At 69.2% G+C, this 25,372-nt stretch carries 23 protein-coding genes and 1 pseudogene; 15 read left to right on the top strand and 9 right to left on the bottom strand.

Annotated features, from left to right (window positions below; genetic code table 11):
* Window positions 1-136: 136 nt before the first annotated feature.
* Window positions 137-3,388, top strand: a complete 3,252-nt coding sequence (locus tag M878_RS64605) for a S8 family peptidase (RefSeq protein WP_051430235.1) — start codon at window positions 137-139, stop codon at window positions 3,386-3,388.
* A gap of 69 nt (window positions 3,389-3,457) precedes the next feature.
* Here the strand turns inward: M878_RS64605 and M878_RS64600 are convergent, their stop codons facing one another.
* A complete protein-coding gene (locus M878_RS64600) occupies window positions 3,458-4,354 on the bottom strand; it encodes a helix-turn-helix domain-containing protein (protein ID WP_023547141.1) in 897 nt (298 codons plus the stop codon).
* A gap of 169 nt (window positions 4,355-4,523) precedes the next feature.
* Between M878_RS64600 and M878_RS64595 the strand changes: the two genes are divergently transcribed.
* The 3 genes from M878_RS64595 to M878_RS92230 all read left to right on the top strand — a co-directional run bounded on the left by M878_RS64595 (window position 4,524) and on the right by M878_RS92230 (window position 7,744).
* A complete protein-coding gene (locus M878_RS64595) occupies window positions 4,524-5,570 on the top strand; it encodes an NAD(P)-dependent alcohol dehydrogenase (RefSeq protein WP_023547140.1) in 1,047 nt (348 codons plus the stop codon).
* 819 nt (window positions 5,571-6,389) lie between these two features.
* Complete coding sequence (locus M878_RS64590) at window positions 6,390-7,184, top strand: LamG domain-containing protein (protein ID WP_023547139.1); 795 nt, start codon at window positions 6,390-6,392, stop codon at window positions 7,182-7,184.
* A gap of 80 nt (window positions 7,185-7,264) precedes the next feature.
* A complete protein-coding gene (locus M878_RS92230) occupies window positions 7,265-7,744 on the top strand; it encodes a hypothetical protein (protein WP_023547138.1) in 480 nt (159 codons plus the stop codon).
* Between the two features lie 452 nt (window positions 7,745-8,196).
* Here M878_RS92230 and M878_RS64580 read toward each other — a convergent pair whose 3' ends face one another.
* Window positions 8,197-9,315, bottom strand: coding sequence for a hypothetical protein (locus M878_RS64580; protein WP_023547137.1), 1,119 nt, complete (start codon window positions 9,313-9,315; stop codon window positions 8,197-8,199).
* Between the two features lie 270 nt (window positions 9,316-9,585).
* On the opposite strand from M878_RS64580, the gene M878_RS64575 reads away from it, so the two are divergent.
* Window positions 9,586-10,740, top strand: a complete 1,155-nt coding sequence (locus M878_RS64575; RefSeq protein WP_023547136.1) for a cystathionine gamma-synthase — start codon at window positions 9,586-9,588, stop codon at window positions 10,738-10,740.
* 52 nt (window positions 10,741-10,792) lie between these two features.
* Here M878_RS64575 and M878_RS64570 read toward each other — a convergent pair whose 3' ends face one another.
* The 3 genes from M878_RS64570 to M878_RS64560 form a co-directional block, all read right to left on the bottom strand.
* Window positions 10,793-11,041 (bottom strand): hypothetical protein, encoded by a 249-nt coding sequence (locus tag M878_RS64570; RefSeq protein WP_023547135.1) that lies wholly within the window; start codon window positions 11,039-11,041, stop codon window positions 10,793-10,795.
* A 131-nt stretch (window positions 11,042-11,172) separates the two neighbouring features.
* On the bottom strand, window positions 11,173-11,688 hold the full coding sequence (locus M878_RS64565) for a sigma factor-like helix-turn-helix DNA-binding protein (RefSeq protein ID WP_023547134.1): 516 nt from the start codon (window positions 11,686-11,688) through the stop codon (window positions 11,173-11,175).
* A 156-nt stretch (window positions 11,689-11,844) separates the two neighbouring features.
* Window positions 11,845-12,369: a MarR family winged helix-turn-helix transcriptional regulator gene (locus M878_RS64560; RefSeq protein ID WP_209445527.1), complete on the bottom strand. Its 525-nt coding sequence runs from the start codon at window positions 12,367-12,369 to the stop codon at window positions 11,845-11,847.
* A gap of 144 nt (window positions 12,370-12,513) precedes the next feature.
* Between M878_RS64560 and ilvA the strand changes: the two genes are divergently transcribed.
* The 5 genes from ilvA to M878_RS000000101430 all read left to right on the top strand — a co-directional run bounded on the left by ilvA (window position 12,514) and on the right by M878_RS000000101430 (window position 17,223).
* On the top strand, window positions 12,514-13,743 hold the full coding sequence (ilvA, locus tag M878_RS64555; protein WP_023547132.1) for a threonine ammonia-lyase: 1,230 nt from the start codon (window positions 12,514-12,516) through the stop codon (window positions 13,741-13,743).
* Between the two features lie 198 nt (window positions 13,744-13,941).
* Window positions 13,942-14,925 carry a daunorubicin resistance protein DrrA family ABC transporter ATP-binding protein gene (locus tag M878_RS64550; RefSeq protein ID WP_031224968.1) on the top strand — a complete coding sequence of 328 codons (984 nt, stop codon included), beginning with the start codon at window positions 13,942-13,944 and terminating at the stop codon, window positions 14,923-14,925.
* Window positions 14,926-15,087: 162 nt separating this feature from the next.
* A complete protein-coding gene (locus tag M878_RS64540; RefSeq protein ID WP_245238393.1) occupies window positions 15,088-15,837 on the top strand; it encodes an ABC transporter permease in 750 nt (249 codons plus the stop codon).
* A 120-nt stretch (window positions 15,838-15,957) separates the two neighbouring features.
* Window positions 15,958-16,551 (top strand): DUF4291 domain-containing protein, encoded by a 594-nt coding sequence (locus tag M878_RS47885; RefSeq protein WP_031224963.1) that lies wholly within the window; start codon window positions 15,958-15,960, stop codon window positions 16,549-16,551.
* Between the two features lie 198 nt (window positions 16,552-16,749).
* The gene (locus tag M878_RS000000101430) at window positions 16,750-17,223 is read left to right on the top strand and encodes a replication initiator (protein WP_342452752.1); all 474 of its coding nucleotides are present in this window, start codon (window positions 16,750-16,752) and stop codon (window positions 17,221-17,223) included.
* Between the two features lie 116 nt (window positions 17,224-17,339).
* Here M878_RS000000101430 and M878_RS94265 read toward each other — a convergent pair.
* Window positions 17,340-17,805, bottom strand: a pseudogene (locus M878_RS94265) (IS701 family transposase); the annotation flags it as partial.
* Window positions 17,806-17,834: 29 nt separating this feature from the next.
* On the opposite strand from M878_RS94265, the gene M878_RS64530 reads away from it, so the two are divergent.
* From M878_RS64530 to M878_RS64520, 3 genes are all read left to right on the top strand, one after another.
* Entirely contained in the window at window positions 17,835-18,239 is a 405-nt protein-coding gene (locus tag M878_RS64530) for an mRNA interferase PemK (protein ID WP_023547126.1), read from the top strand.
* A gap of 303 nt (window positions 18,240-18,542) precedes the next feature.
* Window positions 18,543-20,543, top strand: coding sequence for a recombinase family protein (locus M878_RS64525; protein ID WP_023547125.1), 2,001 nt, complete (start codon window positions 18,543-18,545; stop codon window positions 20,541-20,543).
* Complete coding sequence (locus M878_RS64520; protein WP_031224961.1) at window positions 20,480-21,277, top strand: ABC transporter permease; 798 nt, start codon at window positions 20,480-20,482, stop codon at window positions 21,275-21,277. The genes M878_RS64525 and M878_RS64520 overlap by 64 nt, the downstream gene beginning before the upstream one ends.
* A gap of 77 nt (window positions 21,278-21,354) precedes the next feature.
* On the opposite strand, the gene greA is transcribed toward M878_RS64520, so the two are convergent.
* Both greA and M878_RS64510 read right to left on the bottom strand, forming a co-directional pair.
* The gene (gene greA / locus M878_RS64515) at window positions 21,355-21,855 is read right to left on the bottom strand and encodes a transcription elongation factor GreA (protein WP_023547123.1); all 501 of its coding nucleotides are present in this window, start codon (window positions 21,853-21,855) and stop codon (window positions 21,355-21,357) included.
* A 189-nt stretch (window positions 21,856-22,044) separates the two neighbouring features.
* Window positions 22,045-22,443 carry a DUF4307 domain-containing protein gene (locus M878_RS64510; RefSeq protein WP_023547122.1) on the bottom strand — a complete coding sequence of 133 codons (399 nt, stop codon included), beginning with the start codon at window positions 22,441-22,443 and terminating at the stop codon, window positions 22,045-22,047.
* 113 nt (window positions 22,444-22,556) lie between these two features.
* On the opposite strand from M878_RS64510, the gene mca reads away from it, so the two are divergent.
* Window positions 22,557-23,438, top strand: coding sequence for a mycothiol conjugate amidase Mca (gene mca / locus M878_RS64505; protein WP_078630288.1), 882 nt, complete (start codon window positions 22,557-22,559; stop codon window positions 23,436-23,438).
* The gene (locus tag M878_RS64500) at window positions 23,431-23,676 is read left to right on the top strand and encodes a hypothetical protein (RefSeq protein WP_031224960.1); all 246 of its coding nucleotides are present in this window, start codon (window positions 23,431-23,433) and stop codon (window positions 23,674-23,676) included. Before mca ends, M878_RS64500 begins: the two co-directional genes overlap by 8 nt.
* A gap of 8 nt (window positions 23,677-23,684) precedes the next feature.
* Here the strand turns inward: M878_RS64500 and M878_RS64495 are convergent.
* Window positions 23,685-25,372 (bottom strand): tetratricopeptide repeat protein (locus M878_RS64495; RefSeq protein WP_023547119.1); only part of this gene is annotated, 1,688 nt, incomplete at its 5' end.

Below are 25,372 nucleotides of genomic sequence, written 5' to 3'. Positions count from 1 at the left end.
CAGGACCGCCTCCGGCCGGGTCGAACGGGGAATTCGCCCGGTACTCCATCTCCAGGGGGAGAACTTGCGCAGACAAGTGCAAACAGCCGCTGCGGCCGCCGTGGCCATGGCCGCAGCCGTCGCCCTCGCAGCGGGTATGACCAGCCCGGCGTCGGCGAAGCCCGCGGAGGGCGCCCCGACCACCGCCTCCGCCACCGCCTCCCCGCTCGCCGCGAAGACCCATGTCACCCTGATCACCGGTGACCGGGTCGCCCTCGACGCCAGGGGCCGGATCGTCGGCCTGGAGCGGGCCAAGGGCCGTGAGCACATACCCTTCCAGGTCCGCAGGACCGCCGGCCACACGCTCGTCATCCCGGTCGACGCGGCCCGCCTGGTGGCCTCCGGCACGCTGGACCAGCGCCTGTTCGACGTCACCGAGCTGAACAAGTCCGCCACCCGCAGGGCCCAGAAGAACGGCCTGAAGGTCATCGTCGGCTACACCGGCTCCGCCGCGGCCGCCAAGGCGGACGTCCGGGGCGCGGGCAAGCTGCGCCGCAGCCTGACCGCGCTCGACGCCGACGCCGTGCAGACGCCGGTCCAGGACACCGCCCGGCTGTGGCACGCCGTCACCCACGGCGACCGGACCGCCTCCGGCATTGCGCACGTCTGGCTCGACGGCGTCCGCAAGGCATCCCTGGACAAGTCCGTGCCCCAGATCGGCGCCCCCGTCGCGTGGCAGGCCGGCTACACCGGCAAGGGCGTGAAGGTCGCCGTCCTGGACACCGGTGTGGACACCCGTCACCTCGACCTCAAGGACCAGGTGATCGCGTCCAGGAACTTCACCTCCGCCGCCGACGCCACCGACCACTACGGGCACGGCACCCACGTCGCCTCCATCGTGGCGGGCACCGGCGCCACATCGGGCGGCAAGTACAAGGGGGTCGCCCCCGACGCCAAGATCCTCAACGGCAAGGTCCTGGACGACACCGGATCCGGTGACGACTCCGGCATCCTCGCCGGCATGGAGTGGGCCGCCGCGCAGGGCGCGAGCGTCGTCAACCTGAGCCTCGGCGGCACCGACACCCCCGGCATCGACCCCCTCGAAGCCGAGGTCGACAAGCTCTCCGCCACCAAGGGCATCCTGTTCGCGATCGCCGCGGGCAACGACGGCCCGCAGTCGATCGGTTCGCCGGGCAGCGCGGACGCCGCGCTCACCGTCGGCGCCGTCGACAAGCAGGACAAGCTCGCCGACTTCTCCTCCACCGGCCCGCGCCTCGGTGACGGCGCCGTCAAGCCGGACGTCACCGCGCCCGGCGTGGACATCACCGCGGCCGCCGCCAAGGGCAGCGTCATCGACCAGGAGGTCGGCGAGAAGCCCGAGGGTTACCTGACCATCTCCGGCACCTCGATGGCCACCCCGCATGTCGCGGGCGCCGCCGCGATCCTGAAGCAGGAGCACCCCGACTGGGGCTACGCCGAGCTGAAGGGCGCGCTGACCGGCTCTGCGAAGGGCGGCAACTACACGCCGTACCAGCAGGGTTCGGGTCGTATCGCGGTGGACAAGGCCATCAAGGAGTCCGTGATCGCCGACCCGGTGTCGGTCAACTTCGGGACGCAGGCGTGGCCGCACACCGACGACAAGCCGGTCACCAAGAAGGTCACATACCGCAACCTCGGCGACAAGGACGTCACGCTCACCCTGAGCAGCAGCGCCCTCGACCCCAAGGGCCACGCGGCCCCAGCGGGCTTCTTCACGCTCGGCGCGAGCAAACTGACGGTCCCGGCCCACGGCAAGGCCTCCGTCGCCCTCACCGCCGACACCAAGCTGGGCGGCACCCTCGACGGCGCCTACTCCGCGTACGTCACCGCGACCGGCGCCGGCCAGAGTGTCCGCACGGCCGCCGCGGTGCGGCGCGAGGTGGAGTCGTACGACCTCACACTGAAGTTCATCGGCCGTGACGGCAAGCCGGCCAAGTACTACAACGCCGACCTCACCGGTGTGTCCGGGCTCGCGAACGGCACGGAGCTGGGCCCGTACGACCCGTCCGGCTCGGTGAAGGTGCGCGTGCCCAGGGGCACGTACATCCTCAACTCCTCGGTCTTCGTGGACCGGAACGGCACCAAGGGCGCCGACTGGATCGCCCAGCCGAAGCTGACCGTCGCCAAGAGGCAGACCGTCACCATCGACGCGCGCAAGGCCAAGCCGGTGGATGTCACCGTCCCCGCCCCGGGCGTGACGTCGCGGTTCGCCGCGCCGGGGTACGCCGTCACGATCGGCGGCAACCAGTACGGCTACAACTGGATCCTGGACTCGTACCAGGGCTTCCGCAGCGCCCACCTCGGCCCGCAACTGCCCGCCGGCCAGCTGTTCCAGCAGTGGGACGGCCACTGGACCAAGGGCACGAGCGAGCAGTACGACGTCACCTCCGGCGGCCCCGTCAGGAAGCTCGCCACCGGCTACACCCAGCACTACAAGGCGAGTGAGCTGGCCACCGTCAAGGCCCGGCTCGGTGCCTCCGCGAGCGGCAAGACCGGCTCGATCAGCGCCGCGGGCTGGCTGCCCGGCAGCATGGGCGCCTCCTCCATCGACGTGGCGCAGAAGCTGCCCGGCACCCGCACCCTGCACCTGTCCGCCGGCGGCGGGGTCCTGTGGGACCTGGACTTCACCCAGTACGGCGGCTTTGACCAGGACGGATTCCCGGTTCCCGACGCGGGGTACTCGCTCGGCGAGTCCTCCTTCAGAGCCGGCCACACCTACACGAAGACGGTCGGCACCGCCGTCTTCGGCCCGCACGTCGGCAAGGACCTCGGTCTCTTCCGCACCGGCAACGAGATCTACGGCTCACTGCCGCTGTTCGCCGACTCCGCGCAGCACGCCGGGTACTCGGACTTCAGCTCGGTGCACACGACCCTGTACCGCGACGGTGCCGAGGCCGGCGCCAACGACGACCCGCTGTTCGGCGAGGCGACGTTCAAGGTCCCGGCCGGCGCGGCCGCGTACAAGCTGACCACCTCGGTCCAGCGCGCGGCGAAGGTCGCCCAGGCCTCCTCCCGGATCGACGCGACCTGGACCTTCCACTCCCAGCAGGTGTCCGGCGCCCCCGTCCAGCTCCCGGCCTCCGTGCTGCGCTACGGCATCACGACCGGCCTGGACAGCCGGGTCCCGGCCGGCCGGACGGTCACCTTCCCGGTCACCGTCGAGGGCTCGGCGGCGGGCGGCAACCTCAAGTCGCTCACCGTGTACGTGTCCTACGACGGCAAGACCTTCCAGAAGGCCGACGTCCGCGGCGGCAGGATCACAGTGAAGAACCCGGCGAAGGGCCAGTCCCTCACCCTCCGCTCCCAGATCACCGACAAGCAGGGCAACACGTCGGAGATCACGATCTACGACGCGTACTTCGGCAAGTGAGCGCGTAGCACCCTCTGACGAGGCGAGGGGCACCCGGAGACGATCTCCGGGTGCCCCTCTGCGCGTCGCCTAGGCCGAGGGCACGGTGGTGTGGGCCGCGTCCGTGCCCCAGCTGGCCAGGAGGCGGAGGGAGTCGGCGGACGGGGAGCCCGGTTCGGCGTGGTACGTGAGCAGGGACTGGTCCGAGCCGTCCGTCAGACGGAAGGACTCGAAGTTCAGGGAGAGGTCGCCCACCAGGGGGTGGTGCAGCCGCTTGACGCCGTGGTTCTTCTCCTTGACGTCGTGCGTCGCCCACAGCCGGCGGAACTCCTCGCTCTTCACCGAGAGTTCGCCCACCAGCGCCGACAGCCGCTGGTCGTCCGGATAGCAGCCCGCGTCCATGCGCAGGGCGCAGACGATGTCGATCGCCTTCTGCTCCCAGTCGACGAACAGATCGCGGTAGTCCGGGTGCAGGAACACCAGCCGGGCCCAGTTGCGCTCGCCCGGCGGCAGCTCCGCCCAGTCGCCGAAGAGCGCCGCCGCCATCCGGTTCCAGGCGAGGATCTCCGAGCGGCGCCCGACGACGTACGCCGGTACGCCCTCCATCGTGTCCAGCAGCTGCCGCAGCGCGACGCGGACCTGCTGCTGCCGTGCCGCCGGCTTCTTCTTGTGCGACTTCGGCTTGGCCAGATGCGTCAGATGCGCGTGCTCGGCGTCCGACAGCCTGAGCGCCCGGGCGATCGAGTCCAGGACCTCCGCCGAGACGTTCCGTCCGTTGCCCTGTTCGAGCCGGGTGTAGTACGCCACCGACACCCCGGCCAGCTGCGCCAGCTCCTCGCGGCGCAGCCCCGGCACCCGCCGGTGCCGGCCGAAGTCGGGCAGGCCCACGTCCTCCGGCTTCAGCCGGGCCCGCCGGGTGCGCAGGAACTCGCTCAGTTCGGCCCGCCGGTCCAGGGGCGGGGACGAGGGCACGGGCTGGTTTTCCATACATCCAGTATTCACGGTCGTACGCACAGGAACCTGACCCCGCCAGTGGTAGGCACGGCGGACGTACGCAGAAGCGTGGTCTGGGTGGTCGCCGTAGCGTGGGAGAGGCTGGTCGCGTACCCGGTGGAAAGGCAACCGGGCACGCTGAACATCGCTAGGAGAACCCGGCATGACCACCACTGTTGCTGCTTACGCCGCGCCTGCCGCGAAGGCTCCGCTGGAGCGGACCACCATCGAGCGGCGCGCGGTCGGCGAGTTCGACGTCCTCATCGACATCGAGTTCGCCGGTATCTGCCACTCCGACATCCACCAGGCCCGGGAGGGCTGGGGGACGGCGATCTTCCCGATGGTGCCCGGTCATGAGATCGCGGGCGTCGTCGCCGAGGTCGGCACGGGTGTCACGAAGTACGCCGTCGGGGACCGGGTGGGCGTCGGTTGCATGGTCGACTCCTGCCGTGAGTGTGACAACTGCAGGGCCGGTCTGCAGCAGTACTGCACCGGCGGCGGCCCGATCTGGACGTACAACGCCGTCGGCAAGGACGGGCAGCCCACCCACGGCGGCTACTCGCAGAAGATCGTCGTGGACGAGAACTACGTCGTCCGCATCCCCGACGGCCTGCCCCTGGACGTGGCCGCACCGCTGCTCTGCGCCGGCATCACCACGTATTCGCCCCTGAAGCACTGGAACGCCGGTCCGGGCAAGAAGGTCGCGGTCGTCGGCCTCGGCGGCCTCGGCCACATGGGTGTGAAGATCGCGGCGGCGCTCGGCGCCGAGGTCACCGTCCTGTCCCAGTCCCTCCGCAAGAAGGACGACGGCCTGAAGCTGGGCGCCACGCACTACCACGCGACGAGCGACCCGAAGACCTTCGAGGACCTCAAGGGCACCTTTGACATCATCCTCAACACCGTGTCGGCGCCGCTGGACTTCGACGCGTACCTCTCCCTGCTGCGCACGGACGGCGCGATGGTCAACGTCGGCATCCCGGAGGAGCCGGTCCACATCCTGCTCTCCTCGGTGTCCGGCCACCGCCGCAGCCTGAGCAGCTCCGGCATCGGCGGCATCCCGGAGACCCAGGAGATGCTCGACTTCTGCGCCGAGCACAACCTGGGCGCCGAGATCGAACTGATCCGCGCCGACCAGATCAACGAGGCGTACGAGCGCGTCGTGAACAGCGACGTCCGCTACCGCTTCGTGATCGACACGGCGACGATCTGACACGGTGGGGGCTGGGCTGGCTGACGCGGTTGGGGGGTGGGCCGCGCGGCTGGGGTCTGTCCGGCGGATCAGGTCGCAGGACGCCGTCGGCGCCTCATCGGCGCAGGTGAGCGGGGGCGATGGGGGCCCAGCCGGTCCGCCCCGCCCCGGCGCGGGCGTCAGTTCCCCGATCCCGCACAGCCCGCGCCCCACCCCGTCCTCGGCGACGGCCCACGCCACCTCCCCGTCCGGCCACTACGAACCCACCGGCCTCCTCATACCGCACCGCCGCTCCAACGGATACCGCGCCCACAAGGAAGCGGATATCACCCGCGTTCGACGCACCCACACCCTCCTCGCGGCGGGCCTGCCGAGTGGAAGGGACGATCCCTCAGGTACGGCCGGTCGGCCGCATGGGCTGTTGGAGTGGTCCTGAGGCCGACGGCACGTGCCGTGTGACGGGTCCGGGCACTGTCATATGCAAGGTCACTGTCCGTAATGTCCAGCCCCGTACAACACGGTTCGACCCCGTTCACATTCGACCCCGTTCACAGAGGGAGCACAGGTGCCTCGGATCGGAGCCTCAACGGCGCACCACGACCGTGCGGCCGGGGTCCAGCGTGCCGTCGTCGCCCCTTACGGCCCGGACGATACGAACTCCGGAAACGACACCGCGCCCCGTGCCCCGCAGGCGGGACGACGGTGATCCGCCCGGGAACCCCGCCCGTCACCCTGCCGATCCGCCGTCGTGCGGGCCTCATCGCAGCAGCGATGGTGCTGGCCTTGACCTCCGCGGCCCCTGCCTGGGCCCCGCCCACGCCCGTGAGCGCGAGATCGAGGGTGCCCACTACCGGAGGATGCCCGCCGGGCCACTACCTGACGTCCACCGACAGTCACAGCCGGCCCACCCGCACCCGCCCCCTCGCCGGCCCCGAGCCGTCCTCACCGACGGAGGGCAAGTCTCTGGCCTTCGACGAGGAATTCGACGACCCCATCGCCTTCGGCAGCCGCTGGAACGGCTCCGCCACCAGCGCCTACAAGTACGGCAACCACGACCCCAACGACACGAAACTCGACTGGCTGACCCCCTCCGCGATCACCGTGTCCGACGGTACGGGCACCTTCACGGCCACACCGAGCAGCCACACCCTGGAAAACGGCCGGCAGGCGTGGAACACCGGGTTGCTGACCACCGAAGGCACCACAGAGAACTTCCGCACATGTACCGGCGACTACGCCGAGGCCCGCGTCCAACTGCCCAGCGCCCGCGGAGCCTGGCCCGCCGTATGGACCTGGCTCAACGGGGACGCCGAGGTGGACGGCTTCGAGTACCACCCCGACACCCCGAACATCCTGGAGGTCGTCAACCACGTCAACTATGCCTACACGTACTACACCGACCCCGCGACCATCTCTCCAGGGGCGTGGATCACCGTAGGCGTCCACTACGGCGCCACCGACGACGACTGGTATCTGAACGGCAAGCTGATCTACTCCGACCACACCGGCGTCGGCACCACATGGTCCCCGAACATCACCATCAGCCTCTCCGTCTCCGACGGCACCTACCACCCCTCCCCCAGCACCACCACCCCGATCACCTTCAAGGCCGACTACGTACGCGTCTGGCGCTGACCTCCGACGACGACACCGAGCTCCGTACGAGCAACATGCCGTACTGGTGCCGGACTTTGGGGATTTGCTATGCACCCGTCATGCAGACACAGGTGTGGGGATCGTTGCTCGGTGTCGTGCTGGGCGGGGGCTTGTCGTACCTGGCCCAGCTCACTACAGCGCGGCAGGTGAGCCGGGCGGAGGACGCCCGGCACGCGGCTCAGCTGGCTGAGGCCCGGCGCGCTGAACAGCTGGCGGTGGTACGTGAGTTCATCGGCCTGGCCCAGGAAGGGATATTCCTCGCCTCGGCGCGGGCCTCCGCGCCCGACTGGGAGGCTGCGGGGACACCCGAGTGGCGCGCGGCTGCCAGAAGCGTCAACGAGCGCATCTGGGCGTGCGAGCGCATGATCAAGGTGCTGTTCACCCAGGAACTCTTCGAGCGTGCCTGGGCCTATGCCTCCGCGGTGGACCACGTCCTGTGGCGCCAGCCGGACGAAGCGGCCGCTGAGGGGCCACTGTGGGACTGCCTGACCGGCCCCGAGACCGAATTCCTGGAGGCGGTACGCACGGAATTCGGTTAGGCCGTCGCAGCCCTGGGACCGATCAGGGAAGGCGCCGGAACGCGGTGCGGTGGTTCGCTACGGCCGCGATGAGCCCCAGCCGAGAGGGCGCCGTCGCATCGGGCCAGCGAGGTGCTCGCATCTGCGTTGAGTCGATGCGACGCGGGCCTCGTCGGCCGGCCGCCTTCTCCGCGCGACTGTCTTCCGAAGTCTCCAGTGCGCGTATCCGGGCTGCTGGGTCTCTGCGCAGATCAGGGCAGGGGAGCGCCGTGGCGGCGAGATAGGCCCAGGTCACATTGAAGCCTCGGCCACGCCGACCGGACAGGACACACCCGTCCCCACGAGCCTGTGCTGCCATGTGCCTCATGGTTGCCGGGCGCTGATGGCGAGTTGGCCGGTGTCACGAGCAGCGGAACGAGCGCGCGCAGAAGGGCATGCGGATATGGCGCCGGGCTGCCGGGGGGGCCGTCGGCTCAGCCGGGCAGTGTGGCCGGGCTGCCGCCGTTGGCCTCGTAACCCGCCACCGCCAGGGCGCGGTAGACGGCGAACTCGGCGGCCGGGTCGGCGGACAGGGTCCAGGGCAGTGCGCCGACGTGTCCGTCGACGTGTATCAGCTCGTGCATGGCCTCCCGCCAGCGCTCGGCGCGGACCAGGAAGAAGACCAGCAGATGGCGGACGTGCGCGAGCATCGGGTCGTCGGGGCGGGCTGAGTGCACCGCGTGCAGGGCGCCGTGCATCGCCTTGGTGACGACCTCGCTCTGGTAGAAGCCCGCCACCAGGTTCACCTCGGGGAGGTGCTCGAAGACCGCGAACAGCGGGAGCGCGGCGAGCAGTGAGCCCTGCGGGGCGCGGGCCGCGGCGGCCTCGGCGAAGGCGTACGCCTGCTCGCGCGAGCCGTGCCACTTCTCGCACCAGTAGTGCAGCGCGGCCAGATGCGCGCCCATGTGGTGCGGGGCGCGGTCGAGGATCTTCAGCCACAGCTGGTCGAACTCGGCCTCCGGATAGGCGAGTCCGCGGGCGATGGACAGCTCGATGATGTACGGCACCGGGTCGCCGGGAGCCAGCAGGGCCGCCTGCCCGCACGCGTCCCGGGCTTCCTCCATGATGATCCGGAAGTCGTCCGTGCCCGGCGTCGATGTCCGCCAGGCCTGCTGCACCAGGAACTCCGCGTAGACGGCGGCGGCGCCCGCGTCCTTGGGCTGCTCGGCCCGCCACACCCGCAGCCACTGGCCGCCCGGCGTCTCATGCACCCCGCCGGGCCGCTGCTGCAGCTCCAGCGCGGCGGCGCCCGCGAAGGCCTGCACCCGCTGCCAGCGCCGCTCGCCCACGGTCTCGGTGCCGGCCAGCAGCTGGGAGGCCGCGCGGTAGTCCCGCGTGCGCTGCACCAACTCCAGGACGTCCAGCAGGTCCTGGTCAGGGCCGGGCATGCGCACGTCCAGCTCTTCCTGACGCACGAAGCCGTAGGCCGCCGGGTCGGCGGCGTCCGGGTGTCCCGGGGGAACCTGCTCGATCACCCCGCGCCTGCGCCGCAAGAGCGGGAGCAGCACGAGGCTCAGCATGAGCAGCGCCATCAGCAGCCAGAGAATCGCCATGCCCCAAGCGAACCAGACGCCGCCGGGAAATGGCCAACCCCGCCGCCGGGCTGTGGAAAACCCTCGTCCGGGCCATGACAGGAAGGCGACGCCCGGGCAGTCCACTGCCGAGGCCGGACAGTCCACACCCCACAGCCGGCGCCGGACAGTCCAAGGCCGGCGCCCGACAGCCCGGGACAAAGCCCGCCCACACAGGGAAATCCCTCCGTCTGGCGCTCCCCTTCCCCTGCGGGCGTCACCAACCGGCCGGGCGCACTACGCTCGGTGCACATGAGCGACAGGCACATCAGTCAGCACTTCGAGACCCTCGCGATCCACGCGGGCAACACCGCGGATCCCCTCACCGGCGCGGTCGTCCCGCCGATCTACCAGGTCTCGACCTACAAGCAGGACGGCGTGGGCGGGCTTCGCGGCGGCTACGAGTACAGTCGCAGCGCCAACCCCACCCGCACCGCCCTCGAGGAGAACCTCGCCGCGCTGGAGGGCGGACGCCGCGGCCTCGCCTTCGCGTCCGGCCTGGCGGCCGAGGACACCCTGCTGCGTACGCTGCTCAGCCCCGGTGACCACGTGGTGATCCCCAACGACGCCTATGGCGGAACCTTCCGCCTCTTCGCCAAGGTCGTCACCCGCTGGGGCGTGGAGTGGTCCGTCGCCGACACCAGCGACCCGGCCGCCGTACGCGCCGCGATCACCCCGAAGACCAAGGTCGTCTGGGTCGAGACCCCCTCCAACCCGCTGCTCGGCATCACCGACATCGCCGCCGTCGCTCAGGTCGCGCACGACGCGGGCGCGAAGCTCGTCGTCGACAACACCTTCGCCACGCCGTACCTGCAGCAGCCGCTGGCGCTCGGCGCGGACGCCGTCGTCCACTCCCTGACCAAGTACATGGGCGGGCACTCGGACGTGGTCGGCGGCGCGCTGATCGTCGCCGACCAGGGCCTCGGTGAGGAGCTGGCCTACCACCAGAACGCGATGGGCGCCGTCGCCGGTCCCTTCGACTCCTGGCTGGTGCTGCGCGGCACCAAGACCCTCGCGGTGCGGATGGACCGGCACAGCGAGAACGCCACGAAGATCGCCGACATGCTGACCCGGCACGCGCGCGTGACGCAGGTGCTGTACCCGGGCCTGCCCGAGCACCCCGGCCACGAGGTCGCCGCGAAGCAGATGAAGGCGTTCGGCGGCATGGTGTCCTTCCGCGTCGAGGGCGGCGAAGAGGCGGCGGTCGAGGTGTGCAACCGCGCCAAGGTGTTCACCCTCGGCGAGTCGCTCGGCGGCGTCGAGTCCCTGATCGAGCACCCTGGCCGTATGACGCACGCCTCGGTGGTGGGCTCCGCCCTAGAGGTTCCGGGCGACCTGGTCCGGCTGTCCGTGGGCATCGAGAACGTCGACGACCTGCTGGCGGACCTGCAGCAGGCCTTGGGTTAGCAGAACGCGCATGTGTCGGCCGACGGCGCCGCCGTCGGCCGACCGGCTCGGCTCACCAGCCGGTGATCGGCGGTGTCGTCTGGGAGGGCGGCACCGTCCACGGGTGCACACGGGCCGCCCACACACTGAACGCGACGGCCGCGGCACAGGCCAGCAGCCACATCACCCGGCGGACGAGCAGCCTGCGCCGCAGCAGGCGCTCGCCACGGCGCACCGCCTCGGCGCACAGGTCCGGCGGCACCGGCGCCGGCGTCTGCTCCATGATCTGCCGCGCGGCAGCTTCCCGCTCGGTCCGGTTCACCCCGCCCTCCTCATGCGCCGAGGATCTGTCATCGCCGTGCCCAGAGATGTTGCCGTGCCTCGAAGGTCGTACACGCTCTGAGCCGCACCTGGCTCCCTCACGGCCCCGGCCCCCTCACGGGCCCCACCCCCTCACGACGGCGCCACCTTCGGCCCCGCCGTTCGCGGGGCGGTCGGGCGGGCTGGATGGAGCAGGTTGGCCGTCGCGCGGTCGCACATGGTGTGAATGCGTTCCGTCGGCAGACCCAGCAGAGCCGCTGCCTGTTCTTCGGCGACGCCTTCGTAGAGACGCAGTACGAGGATCAGCCGTTCCTGCGGAGTGAGCGCGGCGAGCGGGCTGCGTGGATCCGGGCGGGCGCGGCCGAAGGCGACGTACTGGTGCACGTACTGGTGCCAGATCGCGCGCGCGAAGCGGGTGGCGAGGTACTGGCGGGCGCAGTCGTACGGGTCCTCGCCGTGCAGCCGGTCCCAGCGCGCGTAGGTGTGGGCGAGCGCGAGTGTCAGCAGGCGCCGCGCGCGCGGGTTGGCGTTCGGCGCCTCCGCCGTGAGCAGTGTGGCGGCGTGCAGCAGTCGCCCGGCCGCGCCCGCGACGAACGCCTCGAACTCGCGGGCCCGGCGCGTACCTCGGGACACCTGCCGATCACGCACCGCGCCTCCCCCTGGAGGAGCCCTGCCCGGTACGGGACAGGCGAACCCCCGTACGACACAGGACCCGGTCTCATATGAGGCCAGGGCGGCGCCGCGGTCAAGACTCCGGGACCGACCGGTGCCCGCGAGGGCTCCGCCTTGGTGGGTGTTCGCGGCTCAGGACGCCGGCGGCTGGTCCGCCGACGTGGGCCCCTGCACCGTCATCCGGGCGGACAGCGCGCGGTTGAAGCGGGTCAGGAGCGTGCAGAACTGCTCGCGCTCCTCCGGCGCCCAGTCCTGCGTCAGCTCGGCCATCAGCTGACGCCGGGAGGAGCGCACCTCCTCCAGCCGGGCCACCCCGCGCGGGGACAGCTGAAGGACCACCGCACGCCCGTCCTCGGGGTGTGAGGTGCGCTTGACGAGCCCGGTGTCGACCAGCGGAGCCACCTGGCGGGTGACCGTGGAGGAGTCGATGCCCATGCTCGCGGCGAGCGCCTTGACGCCCATCGGGCCCTCCTTGTCGAGGCGGTTGAGCAGCAGATAGGCCGCCCGGTCCATGGAGTTGCGCACCTGCCCGACACCCCCGAGCCGGGTCTGTTCGGCACGGCGGGCGAACACCGCCACCTCATGCTGGAGGGTGTCGAGAAGACCGGTGTCACCGACGGTCGTCATGTCCATCGACAATTCAGGTGTTGTGGGCATGGCCGGAGGCTCGCTTCATGAAGGGCTGCTGGGTTGGGGGACAGGGTACGCGGCCCGGCGGCGGGCCGTACCGGCGCTGCACAAACCGGTCTCGGAGCTTGGTCACACAAGTCGTGCACGACCGTGAACTGCGATGCTGGAGTCATGAGCTACGGCACGACTGACTCCTTGCGTTCCGTCACCCTCGACGATGTGCGCGGAGCCCAGAAGATGCTCTCGGGTGTGGCGCGGGTGACCGCGATGGAGGGCAGCCGGCACCTGTCCCAGCTGATCGGCGCACCGGTGCAGCTGAAGTGCGAGAACCTCCAGCGGACCGGCTCGTTCAAGCTGCGCGGCGCCTATGTGCGCATCGCCGGGCTGCTGCCGGAGGAGCGGGCGGCCGGCGTGGTGGCCGCGAGCGCCGGGAACCACGCGCAGGGCGTCGCGCTGGCCTCCTCGCTGCTGGGCGTGCACTCCACCGTGTTCATGCCGAAGGGCGCCCCCCTGCCGAAGATCAGCGCGACCCGGGACTACGGCGCCGAGGTGCGCCTGCACGGCCAGGTGGTCGACGAGACGCTGGCCGCCGCCGAGGAGTACGCGGCCGAGACCGGCGCGGTGTTCATCCACCCCTTCGACCATCCGGACATCATCGCCGGTCAGGGCACGGTCGGCCTGGAGATCCTGGAGCAGTGCCCGGAGGTGCGCACGATCGTCGTCGGTATCGGCGGCGGCGGGCTCGCGGCCGGGATCGCGGTGGCGGTCAAGGCGATACGGCCGGACGTCAGGATCGTCGGCGTGCAGGCGGAGGGCGCGGCAGCCTACCCGCCCTCGCTGGCCGCCGGGCACCCGGTGTCGGTGGAGAACCCGGCGACGATGGCCGACGGTATCAAGGTGGGGCGGCCGGGCCTGGTGCCGTTCGGGATCATCAGCGATCTGGTCGACGAGGTGCGCACCGTCAGCGAGGACCAGCTGTCGGCCGCGCTGCTGCTGTGCCTGGAGCGGGCCAAGCTGGTCGTGGAGCCGGCCGGGGCGAGCCCGGTCGCGGCGCTGCTGGCCGCGCCGGACGCCTTCGAGGGCCCGGTCGTCGCGGTGCTCTCCGGCGGGAACGTGGACCCGGTGCTGATGGAGCGCGTGCTGCGGCACGGCATGGCCGCGCAGGGCCGCTACCTGGCCGTTCGGCTCCGGCTGACGGATCGCCCGGGCGCCCTCGCCACGCTGCTCGGGGTGTTGTCGGTGGTCGACGCCAATGTCCTCGACGTGAGCCACGTACGAACCGACCCCCGGCTCGGGCTCACGGAGGCGGAAGTTGAGCTGCACCTGGAGACGAAGGGTCCGGCGCACTGCGCCGAGGTCGGCCAGGCCCTGCGGAACGCGGGTTACACGGTCATCGACTGAGGTCGGAAGCCCCTTCGTCACCCACACGGGTGAAGTCCATTGAGCAACGCGATACATCGCGTTATGGTGTGTGGTGACGGGTCGCGAGCTCGCCGCCCACAGGCCCGTACGCCCCGTACGTCCGTGAAAAATCGCAGGTGTACCCGAACGCGCAAACCTAGCCTTTTCGAATGAATCCCCGAAGACGTGGAGACAGACATGCCAGGTGCCATCCATGCCGAAGGCCTGGTGAAGACCTTCGGCGACGTAAGGGCTCTCGACGGCGTAGACCTGGACGTGCCCGAGGGCACGGTCCTCGGCCTGCTGGGGCCGAACGGCGCCGGCAAGACGACGGCCGTCCGCTGCCTGACGACCCTGCTGCGCCCCGACAGCGGCAAGGCGGTCGTGGCCGGCGTGGACGTGCTGAAGCACCCCGACGCCGTACGCCGCTCGATCGGCCTGTCCGGCCAGTTCGCGGCGGTCGACGAGTATCTGACCGGCCGGGAGAACCTGCAGATGGTCGGGCAGCTGTACCAGATGAGGAGCAAGGCGGCCAAGGCACGTGCGGCGGAACTGCTGGAGCAGTTCAACCTCGCGGACGCCGCCGACCGAACCGCCAAGACCTACTCCGGAGGCATGCGCCGCCGGCTCGACCTCGCCGCGGCCCTCGTGGTCTCGCCGCCGGTGATGTTCATGGACGAGCCGACGACCGGCCTCGACCCACGCAACCGCCAGCAGCTGTGGGAAGTCATCAAACAGCTCGTCTCCGGCGGCACGACCCTGCTGCTCACCACCCAGTATCTGGAGGAGGCCGACCACCTGGCCCACGACATCGCGGTGGTCGACCACGGCCGGGTCATCGCCAAGGGCACCTCCGACGAGCTCAAGGCCCGCACCGGCGGTGAGCGCGTCGAGGTCGTGGTGCACGAGCGCGACCACATCCCGGGCGCCGCCGAGGTACTGCGCGGCTTCGGCAAGGGCCAGGTCACGGTCGAGGACCACACCCGCAAGCTCACGGTCCCCGTCACCGGCGGCGCCAAGCTGCTCGCCGAGATCATCCGCGAGCTGGACACCCGAGGGATCGAGATAGACGACATCGGGCTGCGCCGCCCCACCCTCGACGACGTCTTCCTGTCACTGACGGGACACATGGCCGAGACCGCCGACCAGGACGAGGCGAACGACAAGGAGGCCGTGAAATGACCGCCGTCACCGAAGCCGTGCGGGTGGCACCGCCGGGCAACCCGCTCAGCCGGTCCTTCCGCGACTCGATGGTCGTGGCGAAACGCAACTTGATCCGAAGGAGCAGGTGAAGTGAGCGCCGTCAACGACTCCCTGGTCGTCGCCCGCCGGAACTTGATTCGCATGGGCCGGATTCCCGAGATGCTGGTTTTCGGGCTCATCCAGCCCATCATGTTCGTGGTGCTGTTCACCTACGTCTTCGGCGGGTCTATCCAGGTCGGTTCGTCCAACTCCACGCAGGCTTACCGCGAGTTCCTGATGGCCGGCATCTTCGCCCAGACCGTCACGTTCGCAACGGCGGGCGCCGGTGCGGGCATCGCCGACGACATGCACAAGGGCCTCATCGACCGCTTCCGGTCGCTGCCCATGGCGCGCGGCGCGGTCCTGACCGGGCGCACCCTCGCCGACCTGGTCCAGACGGCGCTCACCCTCGTCGTCCTGGCGGTCGTCGCCCTGATCGTCGGCTGGCGTGCGCACGAGAACGTCGGCAAGGTGCTCACCGGATTCGGTTTGCTCCTGCTGCTCGGGTACGCGTTCTCGTGGATCGGCGCGCTCATCGGCCTGTCCGTGCGCACCCCTGAAGCAGCGACCTCGGGCGGTCTGATCTGGCTGTTCCCGCTGACGTTCATCTCGAACGCGTTCGTGGACGCGAACCAGATGCCGGCCTTCCTGCGGCACATCGCGGAGTGGAACCCGTTCAGTGCCACCGTCCAGGCCTCCCGCGAGCTATTCGGCAACCTCCCCCCGGGATTTCGAACGCCTGACGCCTGGCCCATGCAGCACCCGGTGTGGGCCTCGCTGATCTGGTCGGTCGTGATCATCGCCGTCTTCCGTACCCTCGCGGTCCGCAAGTACCGCCGGGCGGCCGACTGACGGCTCTGCCTTCGGCCGTGGTGTCGTCGCGCGCGGTGCCACGGCCGGGGCGTCCTTCGCGAGTGGCCGCGTTCGAAAATGAATGGCCCGCAGAGATCCACTGGCCTCACCCTGTACGCCATGGAAGAACCGCAACGCAGGATCCGCGCACTCCACACGCACTCCACGATCACCGTCTACCAGGCATACGCACCGGAGATCGGCCTGCCTGCTGTTCGCCACGGCCGTTTCCCTGCTGGGTGGAAGCGGGACCGAATGACGTGGATCAAGCCCTCGTTCCTGTGGATGATGTACCGCTGCGGCTGGGGCACGAAGCCGGGTCAGGAGACCGTCCTTGCCGTCGAGATCACTCGCGAAGGCTTCGAGTGGGCGGTGCGCAACGCGTGTCTGTCGAGCTACGTACGTGGCCTGCATCCCGACCGCAGCGCCTGGCAACGCGAGTTGAAGAGAGCGCTGGCCCGCGTCCAGTGGGACCCCGAGCGCGACCTGCACCTCCAGCCTCTGCCTCGCCGCTCGCTGCAACTCGGGCTCTCTGGTGAGGCCGTACGCCGCTACGCCGACGAGTGGACAGTCTCCATCAACGACGTTACCCCACTCGCCCGCGAGATCCACGCGCTCGTCAGCGGCGGCGACCCGCACTCTGCGGCCCAACTGCTGCCCCAGGAGCGGGACTACCCCGGCACCGACGAGCTGACGACCCACCTGCGCTCATAGGGATGGCGCGCACGTCGAGCGGCCACCCACCGCTTCGCCGAATACCAGAAACGGGCAGCCGTCCAGGTCGTCCTGGCGCACGCCGTGAGCGTCTCCGCCAAGCGCGTCCTGGTCCGCACCTCCTACAGCCCCGCTGTAGGTGAGCTGGCCTTGCGCTGGGCGCACAAATCGACGTCCGGCCCCTGCACGTCGACGGTGATGGGCCCGATGATGACGCGGCGGCCGCGTCCATGGCCTAGTACGTCACCAAAGGGGCGAGTGAGACAGGAGCCGGCATTGCCCCCCATTGACCGACTGCGCGGAGATCGGGTTGTCTCGCGTCAGCGAACATGTCCGCACCTTGATGCGTACCTGTTGGCTTCTTGGTGGCCTCTCCGAGTAGGACCCTCTCCGTCTCAGGGCCTGGGCTCATACCCCGGATACCGGGGCCACATCCTCACCAAATCCCGGGCCCACTCCACTACCTACGCAGTGTTGCGTGCCGCCCGTGCTTCGCATCGCGCGGACGAGGGGGAGTTGGGAGAGGACACAGTCACAGAAGTGGCCTGGCGATACCTGGGCTCCGGTCACATCCCTGGCGCTGCTCAACTCGCCGCCGGAATCGCCGAAGATCTTGCCCAGAACGGCGTGTTCGCCCGGGAGGCCATGGCTGATCGGGGGTGGGACGAATGAGCTGCCCGAAGAAACAGCGACAGCCGCACCCCGGAGAAGTGGTTTCGCTCTGGCGTGCTGTCGAGTGGGGGAACACGATGAGCAGCGCTTAGTACTCCAGCCGTAAATCGTGATCTTCACGTTCGAGCGGCTTGCCGCCGGTAGTGGCTGGTCTGGGATCGGGCCTGGTGGCGGCGTCGCCAGTCGGACCAGCCGAGCCGGGGACCGGGTCAAAGGCGGGCCGGATGACGAGCGTGACGAACAGCCGTTGGATCTCGTTGCAGGTGAGCGGTATGAGGGCGTCTGGTGCGGGATCGCGGTCGTGTTCGTTCGCGCGGACGACGGCGAGGAAGGCGTGCGCGAGCATGGCCAGGGTGACCCAGCGGGACCAGGACGGGTAGCGGCGGACCTGGTGCTCGTCCAAGGCCGCCAGGCCCTTGCCGGACTGGAAAAACTCCTCGACCCGCCACCTTGATCCAGCGACGCGCACCAGGGTGGTTAGCGTCACTGCGGCGGCCGGCGAGTAGCAGCGGTAGTACGCGAGTTCGCCGGTACTGCGGTTGGGCGGATCAGCAACTGCCGGCTCCCGGGCCGGAGGTCGGTCTGTCTGCCGTCATGTGTCTGGAGGACTTGTGCAACGTGGCGAAGTCTGGTGGGTCCAGTTCGACGAGCGGAGGTTGGTCGTACTGCTGTCGGGAGACGACACGTCCGGGATCCGGGTGATGCAGGTCGTCGCTCCGGCGGGCGTCGACATCAGCGGTCTGGGCATCGAAGTGACGGTCGGCGCCGGTGAAGGACTGCCGTTCGAAGGCGTGCTGCGGCTCGCGTTCCCGCGTCCAGGCTTCACCCCGTGCACGTGGCTGACCACTGTGTCTCGGGACGACCTGATAGAGCGGGCGGCCGTCCTGTCCTCCGTGAAGCTCAGCGAGATTGACGACGCCCTCCGACTCGCTGAACAAGCGCAGGAGCGGACCCCGGCCACGACCGCGAAGCTCAGCGAGATAAGGGATGCCCTCCGTCTCGGTGAACTCGGGTAGACGGAGAAGTTGCCGACGCCCGCGACGGCGTGGGCGATCTCGGGCGAGATGATCGACGCTGGCCACCTGCTGCCTCGGCGCCCCTCACCACCGAGATCACGATCTACGGCTGGAGTATTAGCCGATCTCTTGTTTGGCTGGCTACCCAACAAACCTAAAAAGTCCGGTGGTTACCGGAATTGGCCTATCGAGTAGCAAGTAGGCAGCTAACCTGAGTGCACATCACATGGAGACCCCAGGGGGCGGGCACCCCCTGGGGCCAGGCCGGTCGTGGACCAGCCTGCCAGTCACGAAGGGACTGACATGGGGAAGGGTACCGTCATGCGCGGGCGCAGGATCGCTCGTGGCGTGGTTCGGGTAGCCATCTACCTTCGAGTGTCGACCGCGAAGCAGATTGAGGGATACGGCCTCGACACTCAGGATAACCAATGCAAGGCCTGGCTGAACTATAAGATCGGTCCTGGCAAGTACAAGATCCACAGGGTTTACGCCGATGGTGGAGAGTCGGGAATGAAGGACTCCCGGCCTGAACTCGACGCAATGACCGAGGACATCGAAAAGGGCCTCATCGACCTCGTCGTCTTCGGCAAGCTGGACCGCATCGGTCGGACCACGGAGGACATCCATCTCTGGGTGTTCAACGCCACCGAGCACCACGGCATCAGGGTTGCCACGGCGGATGGCCGTCTGGACAGCGACGACGAACTGTTCGGCATCATGCTCAGCCTGCTGTCGTACATGGCAGAGCTGGAACACACACTGATCCTTGAGCGAACCATGGGCGGCCGGGATCAGAAGTTGGCGGCCGGTGGTTGGCCTCTCGGGCAGCCTCCGTACGGCGTGACCCTCAGTGGCAAGGGCAGCAAAGCGATCCCCGTCCTCTGTGAGGACGAAGTGCAAGTGATCAACATCGCGACGAGTCTGCTCGTGGACCTCGGCTACTCACGAGACGAAGCTGCCGAGCACCTGAACAACCTTGGCTCCCGCACCCGCAAGGGCCTGCCGTGGACCGGTACGAACCTCGCCAAGCGCCTCAACTCCACAGCCCTTGATGGATACGTGGAGTTCCGCATTGTGCGCAGCGCTGAAGACGATGAAGAGGAGACCTTCGAGGTCTTCCGGATCGAGGTACCTCGACCGATCAGCGATCCGAAGCGGGTCGAAGCTCTTCGAAGGGCCCTCAACCGGCGGTCGTTCAAGAAGAGGAACCTCGCCCACTACCTGTTCACCGGGCGCATGCACGCGCTGTGCGGCGGCTACTACACGGGTGGAAAGTCCGCCGAATCTCCCATCGGCTACTACCGGTGCATGGGCAAGCGGCTGGGGCTGGAGTGTGAGTGCGCGGAACTCCCTGCACCCGATGTCGAGAAGGCGGTCTGGGCCGAGATTGAGGCTTTGCTCTCCGACGTGGGCAAGTTCAGGGCGCTCGCCGCGAAGTGGTTAGGGGCGACCCCGGCGCGTGCTGAGACGTACCGGAAGCGACTCGCCGAGCTGGACGGGCAGATCGAGAAGAAGCGGTCCAGTCGTAAGGGGCAGATCCTCGCGAAGCTCACCCAGCTCTTCGAAGACGAGCTTGGTGAGGGCGCCGGAGACGAGATCGATGAGGACACGATCCGAGAAGTGAAGCAAGCCCTCCAAGCGAAGGAAGACGAGTTGATCGCTGAACGGGAGCGCGTGGCTCGTTGGCTCAGGGAAGCCGAAGAACAGCAGCACCGGGCGGACGAGATCGTTGCCCTGGTGGAGGAGCAGGCAACCGCGATGGACTCCTTCACGGCCACGCAGCGCCGGGACCTTCTTGACCTGCTGGACATCCGGGTGCAGGTCACCGGCAAGGGACAGTCGCGCCGGAAGGGGATCGCTGACCCCCTCACCGAGTGGCACAGGGAGACCGCCACGCTGGTGCCCCTCAAGATCAGTGATCAGGAGTGGGAGACGGTTGACGCCGTCCTTCCGGACTCCCGCCAGAACTGGACACCGAAGCGCGAGATGTTCGAAGCGATCTTGTGGAAGCTTCGGACCGCTGCCCGGTGGAACGAGGTGGAGGTCTCCGGGAACTCCTGGAGCGCCGTGAGGCGGCGTGCCGAGGGATGGCGTACCTCGGGTGCCTGGGAAGCTGCCATGGAGGCTCTGAAGGGTGCTGGCGGCGTCCCGGTGCCTCCGCTCATGGTCCTGCCGCCCATGGAGGTGTGGAGCAGCATTGATCGGAGGTTCGCGGCGCTGGAGCTGGAGACCATGGAGGTCTGCGAGGGCGACGGGGAGTGCTGCAACCAGAACCACACCCACGCACACTCTTCCCCGAGATGATCATCTATGGGCTGGTCCAGCCAATTATGTTCGTGGTGCTGTTCACCTACGTCTTCGGCGGTTCCATGCGAATCGGTGGCAGCAGCAGTGCCATTGACTACAAGAACTTCCTGATGGCGGGGATCTTTGCGCAGACCGTCACGTTCGCCACCGCGAGTTCCGGGGCCGGTATCGCGGACGATATGCACAAGGGGCTCATCGACCGCTTCCGGTCGCTGCCGATGGCGCGAGGGGCGGTGCTGACCGGGCGCACGCTTGCCGATCTGGTGCAGACGGCCGTGACGCTGGTGGTGCTGGCCGTGGTCGCTCTGCTGGTCGGCTGGCGTGTCGGGTCCGACGGGTCGACGAACGTGGGGAAGGTGCTCGCCGCCTTCGGGCTGCTGCTTCTGCTCGGCTATGCGTTCACCTGGATCGGCGCCCTGATCGGCATGTCCGTGCGCACCCCCGAGGCGGCCACGTCGAGCGGGCTGATCTGGCTGTTCCCGGTGACGTTCATCTCCAATGCGTTCGTGGATCCCGCGCACATGACCCCGTGGCTGCGGCACATCGCCGAGTGGAATCCCTTCAGTGCCACCGCGCAGGCCTGCCGTGTGCTCTTCGGCAACCCCGGCCGGTCCACCTCGCACGCGTGGCCCATGGAGCACCCGGGCTGGGCCTCGCTGATCTACTCGATACTGATCATCGCCGTCTTCCGCGCCCTCGCGGTCCGCAAGTACCGCTCGGCCACCGCCTGACGGCTTCGGGCACGACGAAGCCCCCGGTGTCCGACGGGATCGCCGGACACCGGGGGCTCGGGGTCACAGGGGCTCGGTCAGCCCGAGTGCGGCTCGGCCTTCAGGATCGTCACCGAGGCCTTCTTGCCGTTCGGCAGTTCGTACTCCGCGTCCTCGCCCACCTTGTGGCCGATGACGCCGGCGCCGAGCGGGGACTGCGGCGAGTACGTCTCGATGTCGCCGCTCGCGTACTCGCGGGAGGCGAGCAGGAACGTCAGCGTGTCGTCCTCGTCCCCGTCGAAGGCGATCGTGACGACCATGCCGGGTGCGACGGCGCCGTCGGCGGAGGCCAGGGCCTCGCCCACCTTGGCGTTCTCGAGAAGCTGGGTCAGCTGCCGCACGCGCAGCTCCTGCTTGCCCTGCTCCTCCTTGGCAGCGTGGTACCCGCCGTTCTCGCGCAGGTCGCCCTCCTCGCGCGCGGCCGCGATCTTGGCGGCGATCTCCGTGCGCGCAGGACCAGTAAGGTACTCAAGCTCGTCCTTGAGCTTGTTGTACGCCTCCTGGGTCAGCCAGGTGACGTTCTCGCTGGTCTGGGTCACAGGGTGCTCCTCGTCGGTACTGGGAATACAAAGCATCGCCCTACCCAGAAGAATGTTCCCTCATGGATGGGCGAAACCACGAGCCTAACAATTCAAGGCCGGAAGGGGGAGGACATAAGCCATCAGAATCACATCAACGCAGGTCAGCGTGTACGTATTCCGGGTGACGGTCGGGTAGTCCGGCTGCCGTCAGCCGGTGTGGCAGCCGAGCAGCTCGGCCGTCGTGCCCTTCGCCGTCGTACGGAGCGTGACGACCTTGTCGGTGCGCGTGGCCGACCCGGTGAAGCGGAAGTCGGCCCGGCCCACCTCGGAGCCGTCCGCCGCCTGGGAGCGCAGGGTGCAGTAGCCGTCGGTGCCGGAGTCCTTGTGGACCTCCAGATGCACCTTGACGGCGTTGTCCGTGGCCTCGAAGGTGATCACCTGGGCGCTGATCTTGCTCTCGACGACATAGTGGTAGGCGAAGTAGCCGACCAGTGCGAGCAGGGCGGCGCCGAGCACCGCACCGGCGATCTTGAGCTTGCGGTCGGCGCGCTCGTCCGAGGAGCGGCCGTAGCGGCCCTCGGGCAGCCGCGTGCTCGCCGTACTCATGATCGTCCTCTCGGCAGGAACCGGTGCCGGAATTATTCGCCCCCCGATTCCGTCACTATAGAAGCCGCCGATCGCACCGGAGACACGGGGCGCCGACTTACGAGGATTGAGTCTTGACTGACCAGCTGCGACTGATGGCCGTACACGCGCACCCCGACGACGAGTCGAGCAAGGGCGCGGCCACCATGGCGAAGTATGTGTCCGAGGGGGTGGACGTGCTGGTGGTGACCTGCACCGGCGGAGAGCGTGGGTCCATCCTCAATCCCAAGCTGCAGGGCGACGCGTACATCGAGGAGCACATCCACGAGGTACGCAAGAAGGAGATGGACGAGGCCCGCGAGATCCTGGGCGTGGGGCAGGAGTGGCTCGGCTTCATCGACTCGGGCCTGCCCGAGGGCGACCCGCTGCCGCCGCTGCCCGAGGGCTGTTTCGCACTGGAGGACGTCGACAAGGCGGCGGGCGAGCTGGTGCGCAAGATCCGCGCCTTCCGCCCGCAGGTGATCACCACCTACGACGAGAACGGCGGTTATCCGCACCCCGACCACATCATGACCCACAAGATCTCCATGGTGGCGTTCGAGGGCGCGGCGGACACCGAGAAGTACCCGGAGGCGGAGTACGGCCCCGGCTACCAGCCGCAGAAGCTCTACTACAACCAGGGCTTCAACCGCCCCCGCACCGAGGCGCTGCACCAGGCGATGCTCGACCGGGGCCTGAAGTCGCCGTACGGGGAGTGGCTCAAGCGCTGGAACGAGTTCGAGCGCACCGAGCGCACGCTGACCACGCACATTCCGTGCGCGGACTTCTTCGAGATCCGCGACAAGGCGCTGATCGCGCACGCCACGCAGATCGACCCGGACGGCGGCTGGTTCAAGGTGCCTATGGAGCTGCAGAAGGAGGTCTGGCCCACGGAGGAGTACGAACTGGCGAAGTCTCTCGTCGACACCTCCCTCCCCGAGGCCGACCTCTTCGCGGGCATCCGCGACAATGCCTGACATGAGTGCAAGCGTGAGCCTGGCAGTGACGCACCTCGTCCCTCTCGCCAAGGAGGTCGACCAGAACAAGGTCACCCCCGGTGTCCTCGGCTTCATCGTCTTCGCGGTGATGGCCCTGGCGGTGTGGGGCCTGATGAAGTCGATGAGCAAGCACATGAACAAGGTCGACTTCAAGGAGTCCCCGGACCCCGGGGCGAACCAGGTCGAGAAGGCCGACTCCGCGGCCAAGCGGGGCTGACCCCGGCGTCAGCGCCCCGCCGGTACCGCCACCCCCATCACATCCCGGGCGTGGCGGTCCGGAGTCATGTGCAGGCGCCAGGCCTGCCAGCCGTCCTCCAGGCTGATGCCGCGCTCCAGGAACAGGGTGTACGCGGAGACGTAGTCGGTCAGCTTCTCGTCCCGCAGGGGATGGGCGGCGCGGGAGAGCTGGGACAGCTCCTCCTGGGCGACCGCCGTGCCCACCTCCACCCCGCCCGGCGCCGCGTACGGCAGCAGGGTGCAGCGCAGGAAGCGGGCCCAGTCCTCGCCGCGCCGGTCGCCGTAGGAGGCGAACAGGTCCAGCGCCTCGTCGGACAGGGTCAGCGCCTGCTGGGTGCGGGCGTTGCCCGCGTCGACCACCGCCAGCTCCAGGCAGGTCCATGCCTCGCCGTGGGCGACGCCGATCCGCTGGAAGTCGGCGCGGGCGTCCACGAGGAGCTGCCGGGCGAAGCCGGAGTTGCGCAGGGAGCCGGTCTGCGCGGCCCGCTGGTCGCGGGTGACGCGGGCCGAATGGTGCCGGGCGCAGGCCAGGCCGTACACGTCCCGCATCCGGGAGAACATCGTCCGGGAGCGCTCCAGGTCGCGTACCGCCTGGTCCAGATCGCCGGTCTCCTCCAGAGCCTGGCCCAGGTAGTACAGGCTCCAGGCCTCGCCGCGCGCGTCCTCGTTCTCCCGGTGCCGAGCGGCGGCCTGCCGCAGGTCCTCGACGGCCGGTGAGGCGTCCCCGGCCACCAGCCGGGCCCGGGCCAGCTGGGTCAGCGCCCAGGCCTCGCCGCGCGCGTCGTGCGTCTGGCCGTACCGCTCCAGGGCCGCTCGCAGCTCCGTCTCCGCGCGCGGTACGTCCCCCATCCGCAGCGCCAGCTGGCCGAGCTGGAAGTGCGCCCACGCCTCGCCGTGCACCGAGCCGCCCTCGCGATGCAGGACCAGGGAGCGGGTGAGCAGCTCCAGTGCCTCCGCGAGGCGGCCCCGGTCACGCTGGACGGCGGCCAGTGCGTGCATCGTCCAGGCCCGGTCCGTCGCCAGCTGCGGTGGTGCCTGCAGATCCAGCGCCTCCCGCAGTTTGGCCGCGGCCTCGGTGAGGTTGCCCTGGTGGTGCAGGGTGATCCCGAGCGAGCACAGGGCGCGGGCCGCGCCCGCGTCGTGATGCGCCTCCCGGTACAGGTCCACCACCGAGGTGAGCGTGGTGCGGGCCTTGTCCAGCTCGCCCAGCTGGCGGGCCGCGATACCGGTACGCCACTGCACCGAGCGCACCAGCAGCCCCTGGTCCACGGCCTGTGCCAGCTCGCTGATCTCACCGAGCCGGTACAGGTCGCCGCGCAGCAGGCAGTAGTCGCACAGCGCGCCCAGCAGGTTCTGCACCGCCGACTGGTCCACTCCCTCCGCGTGCCGCAGGGCCGCGGTGATGAAGCTCGACTCGTCGTCCAGCCAGCGCAGCGCCTCGTCCAGCGAGGTGAAGCCGTGCGAGCCGAACTGGTGCGAGCGTGTCGACATGTTCCCGTCGACCAGGCGCAGCACGGAGTCGGCCAGCTCGGCGTAGTTCACGATCAGCCGTTCCTGTGCCGCCGCGCGCTCGGCCGGGTCCTCCTCGTCCAGCAGGCGGGCCTGGGCGAAGGCGCGCACCAGGTCGTGCAGCCGGTAGCGGCTGCCGCGCACATGGTCGATGAGGCCGCCGCGGG

This window comes from Streptomyces roseochromogenus subsp. oscitans DS 12.976 (genome assembly GCF_000497445.1).
Lineage (GTDB): Bacteria > Actinomycetota > Actinomycetes > Streptomycetales > Streptomycetaceae > Streptomyces > Streptomyces oscitans.
This window is presented reverse-complemented; position numbering and strand designations above follow the sequence as displayed.

Excerpts from the sequence above, each read along its gene's own strand:
- M878_RS64560 (WP_209445527.1), bottom strand. The coding sequence starts at position 12,369 with ATGCCCACAACACCTGAATTGTCGATGGACATGACGACCGTCGGTGAC.
- M878_RS64605 (WP_051430235.1), top strand. The coding sequence starts at position 137 with ATGACCAGCCCGGCGTCGGCGAAGCCCGCGGAGGGCGCCCCGACCACC.
- M878_RS64595 (WP_023547140.1), top strand. The coding sequence starts at position 4,524 with ATGACCACCACTGTTGCTGCTTACGCCGCGCCTGCCGCGAAGGCTCCG.
- M878_RS64550 (WP_031224968.1), top strand. The coding sequence starts at position 13,942 with ATGCCAGGTGCCATCCATGCCGAAGGCCTGGTGAAGACCTTCGGCGAC.
- M878_RS64600 (WP_023547141.1), bottom strand. The coding sequence starts at position 4,354 with ATGGAAAACCAGCCCGTGCCCTCGTCCCCGCCCCTGGACCGGCGGGCC.
- M878_RS92230 (WP_023547138.1), top strand. The coding sequence starts at position 7,265 with ATGCAGACACAGGTGTGGGGATCGTTGCTCGGTGTCGTGCTGGGCGGG.
- M878_RS47885 (WP_031224963.1), top strand. The coding sequence starts at position 15,958 with ATGGAAGAACCGCAACGCAGGATCCGCGCACTCCACACGCACTCCACG.
- M878_RS64540 (WP_245238393.1), top strand. The coding sequence starts at position 15,088 with ATGGGCCGGATTCCCGAGATGCTGGTTTTCGGGCTCATCCAGCCCATC.
- ilvA (WP_023547132.1), top strand. The coding sequence starts at position 12,514 with ATGAGCTACGGCACGACTGACTCCTTGCGTTCCGTCACCCTCGACGAT.
- M878_RS64525 (WP_023547125.1), top strand. The coding sequence starts at position 18,543 with ATGGGGAAGGGTACCGTCATGCGCGGGCGCAGGATCGCTCGTGGCGTG.
- M878_RS64500 (WP_031224960.1), top strand. The coding sequence starts at position 23,431 with ATGCCTGACATGAGTGCAAGCGTGAGCCTGGCAGTGACGCACCTCGTC.
- M878_RS000000101430 (WP_342452752.1), top strand. The coding sequence starts at position 16,750 with ATGGGCCCGATGATGACGCGGCGGCCGCGTCCATGGCCTAGTACGTCA.
- M878_RS64575 (WP_023547136.1), top strand. The coding sequence starts at position 9,586 with ATGAGCGACAGGCACATCAGTCAGCACTTCGAGACCCTCGCGATCCAC.
- M878_RS64510 (WP_023547122.1), bottom strand. The coding sequence starts at position 22,443 with ATGAGTACGGCGAGCACGCGGCTGCCCGAGGGCCGCTACGGCCGCTCC.
- M878_RS64580 (WP_023547137.1), bottom strand. The coding sequence starts at position 9,315 with ATGGCGATTCTCTGGCTGCTGATGGCGCTGCTCATGCTGAGCCTCGTG.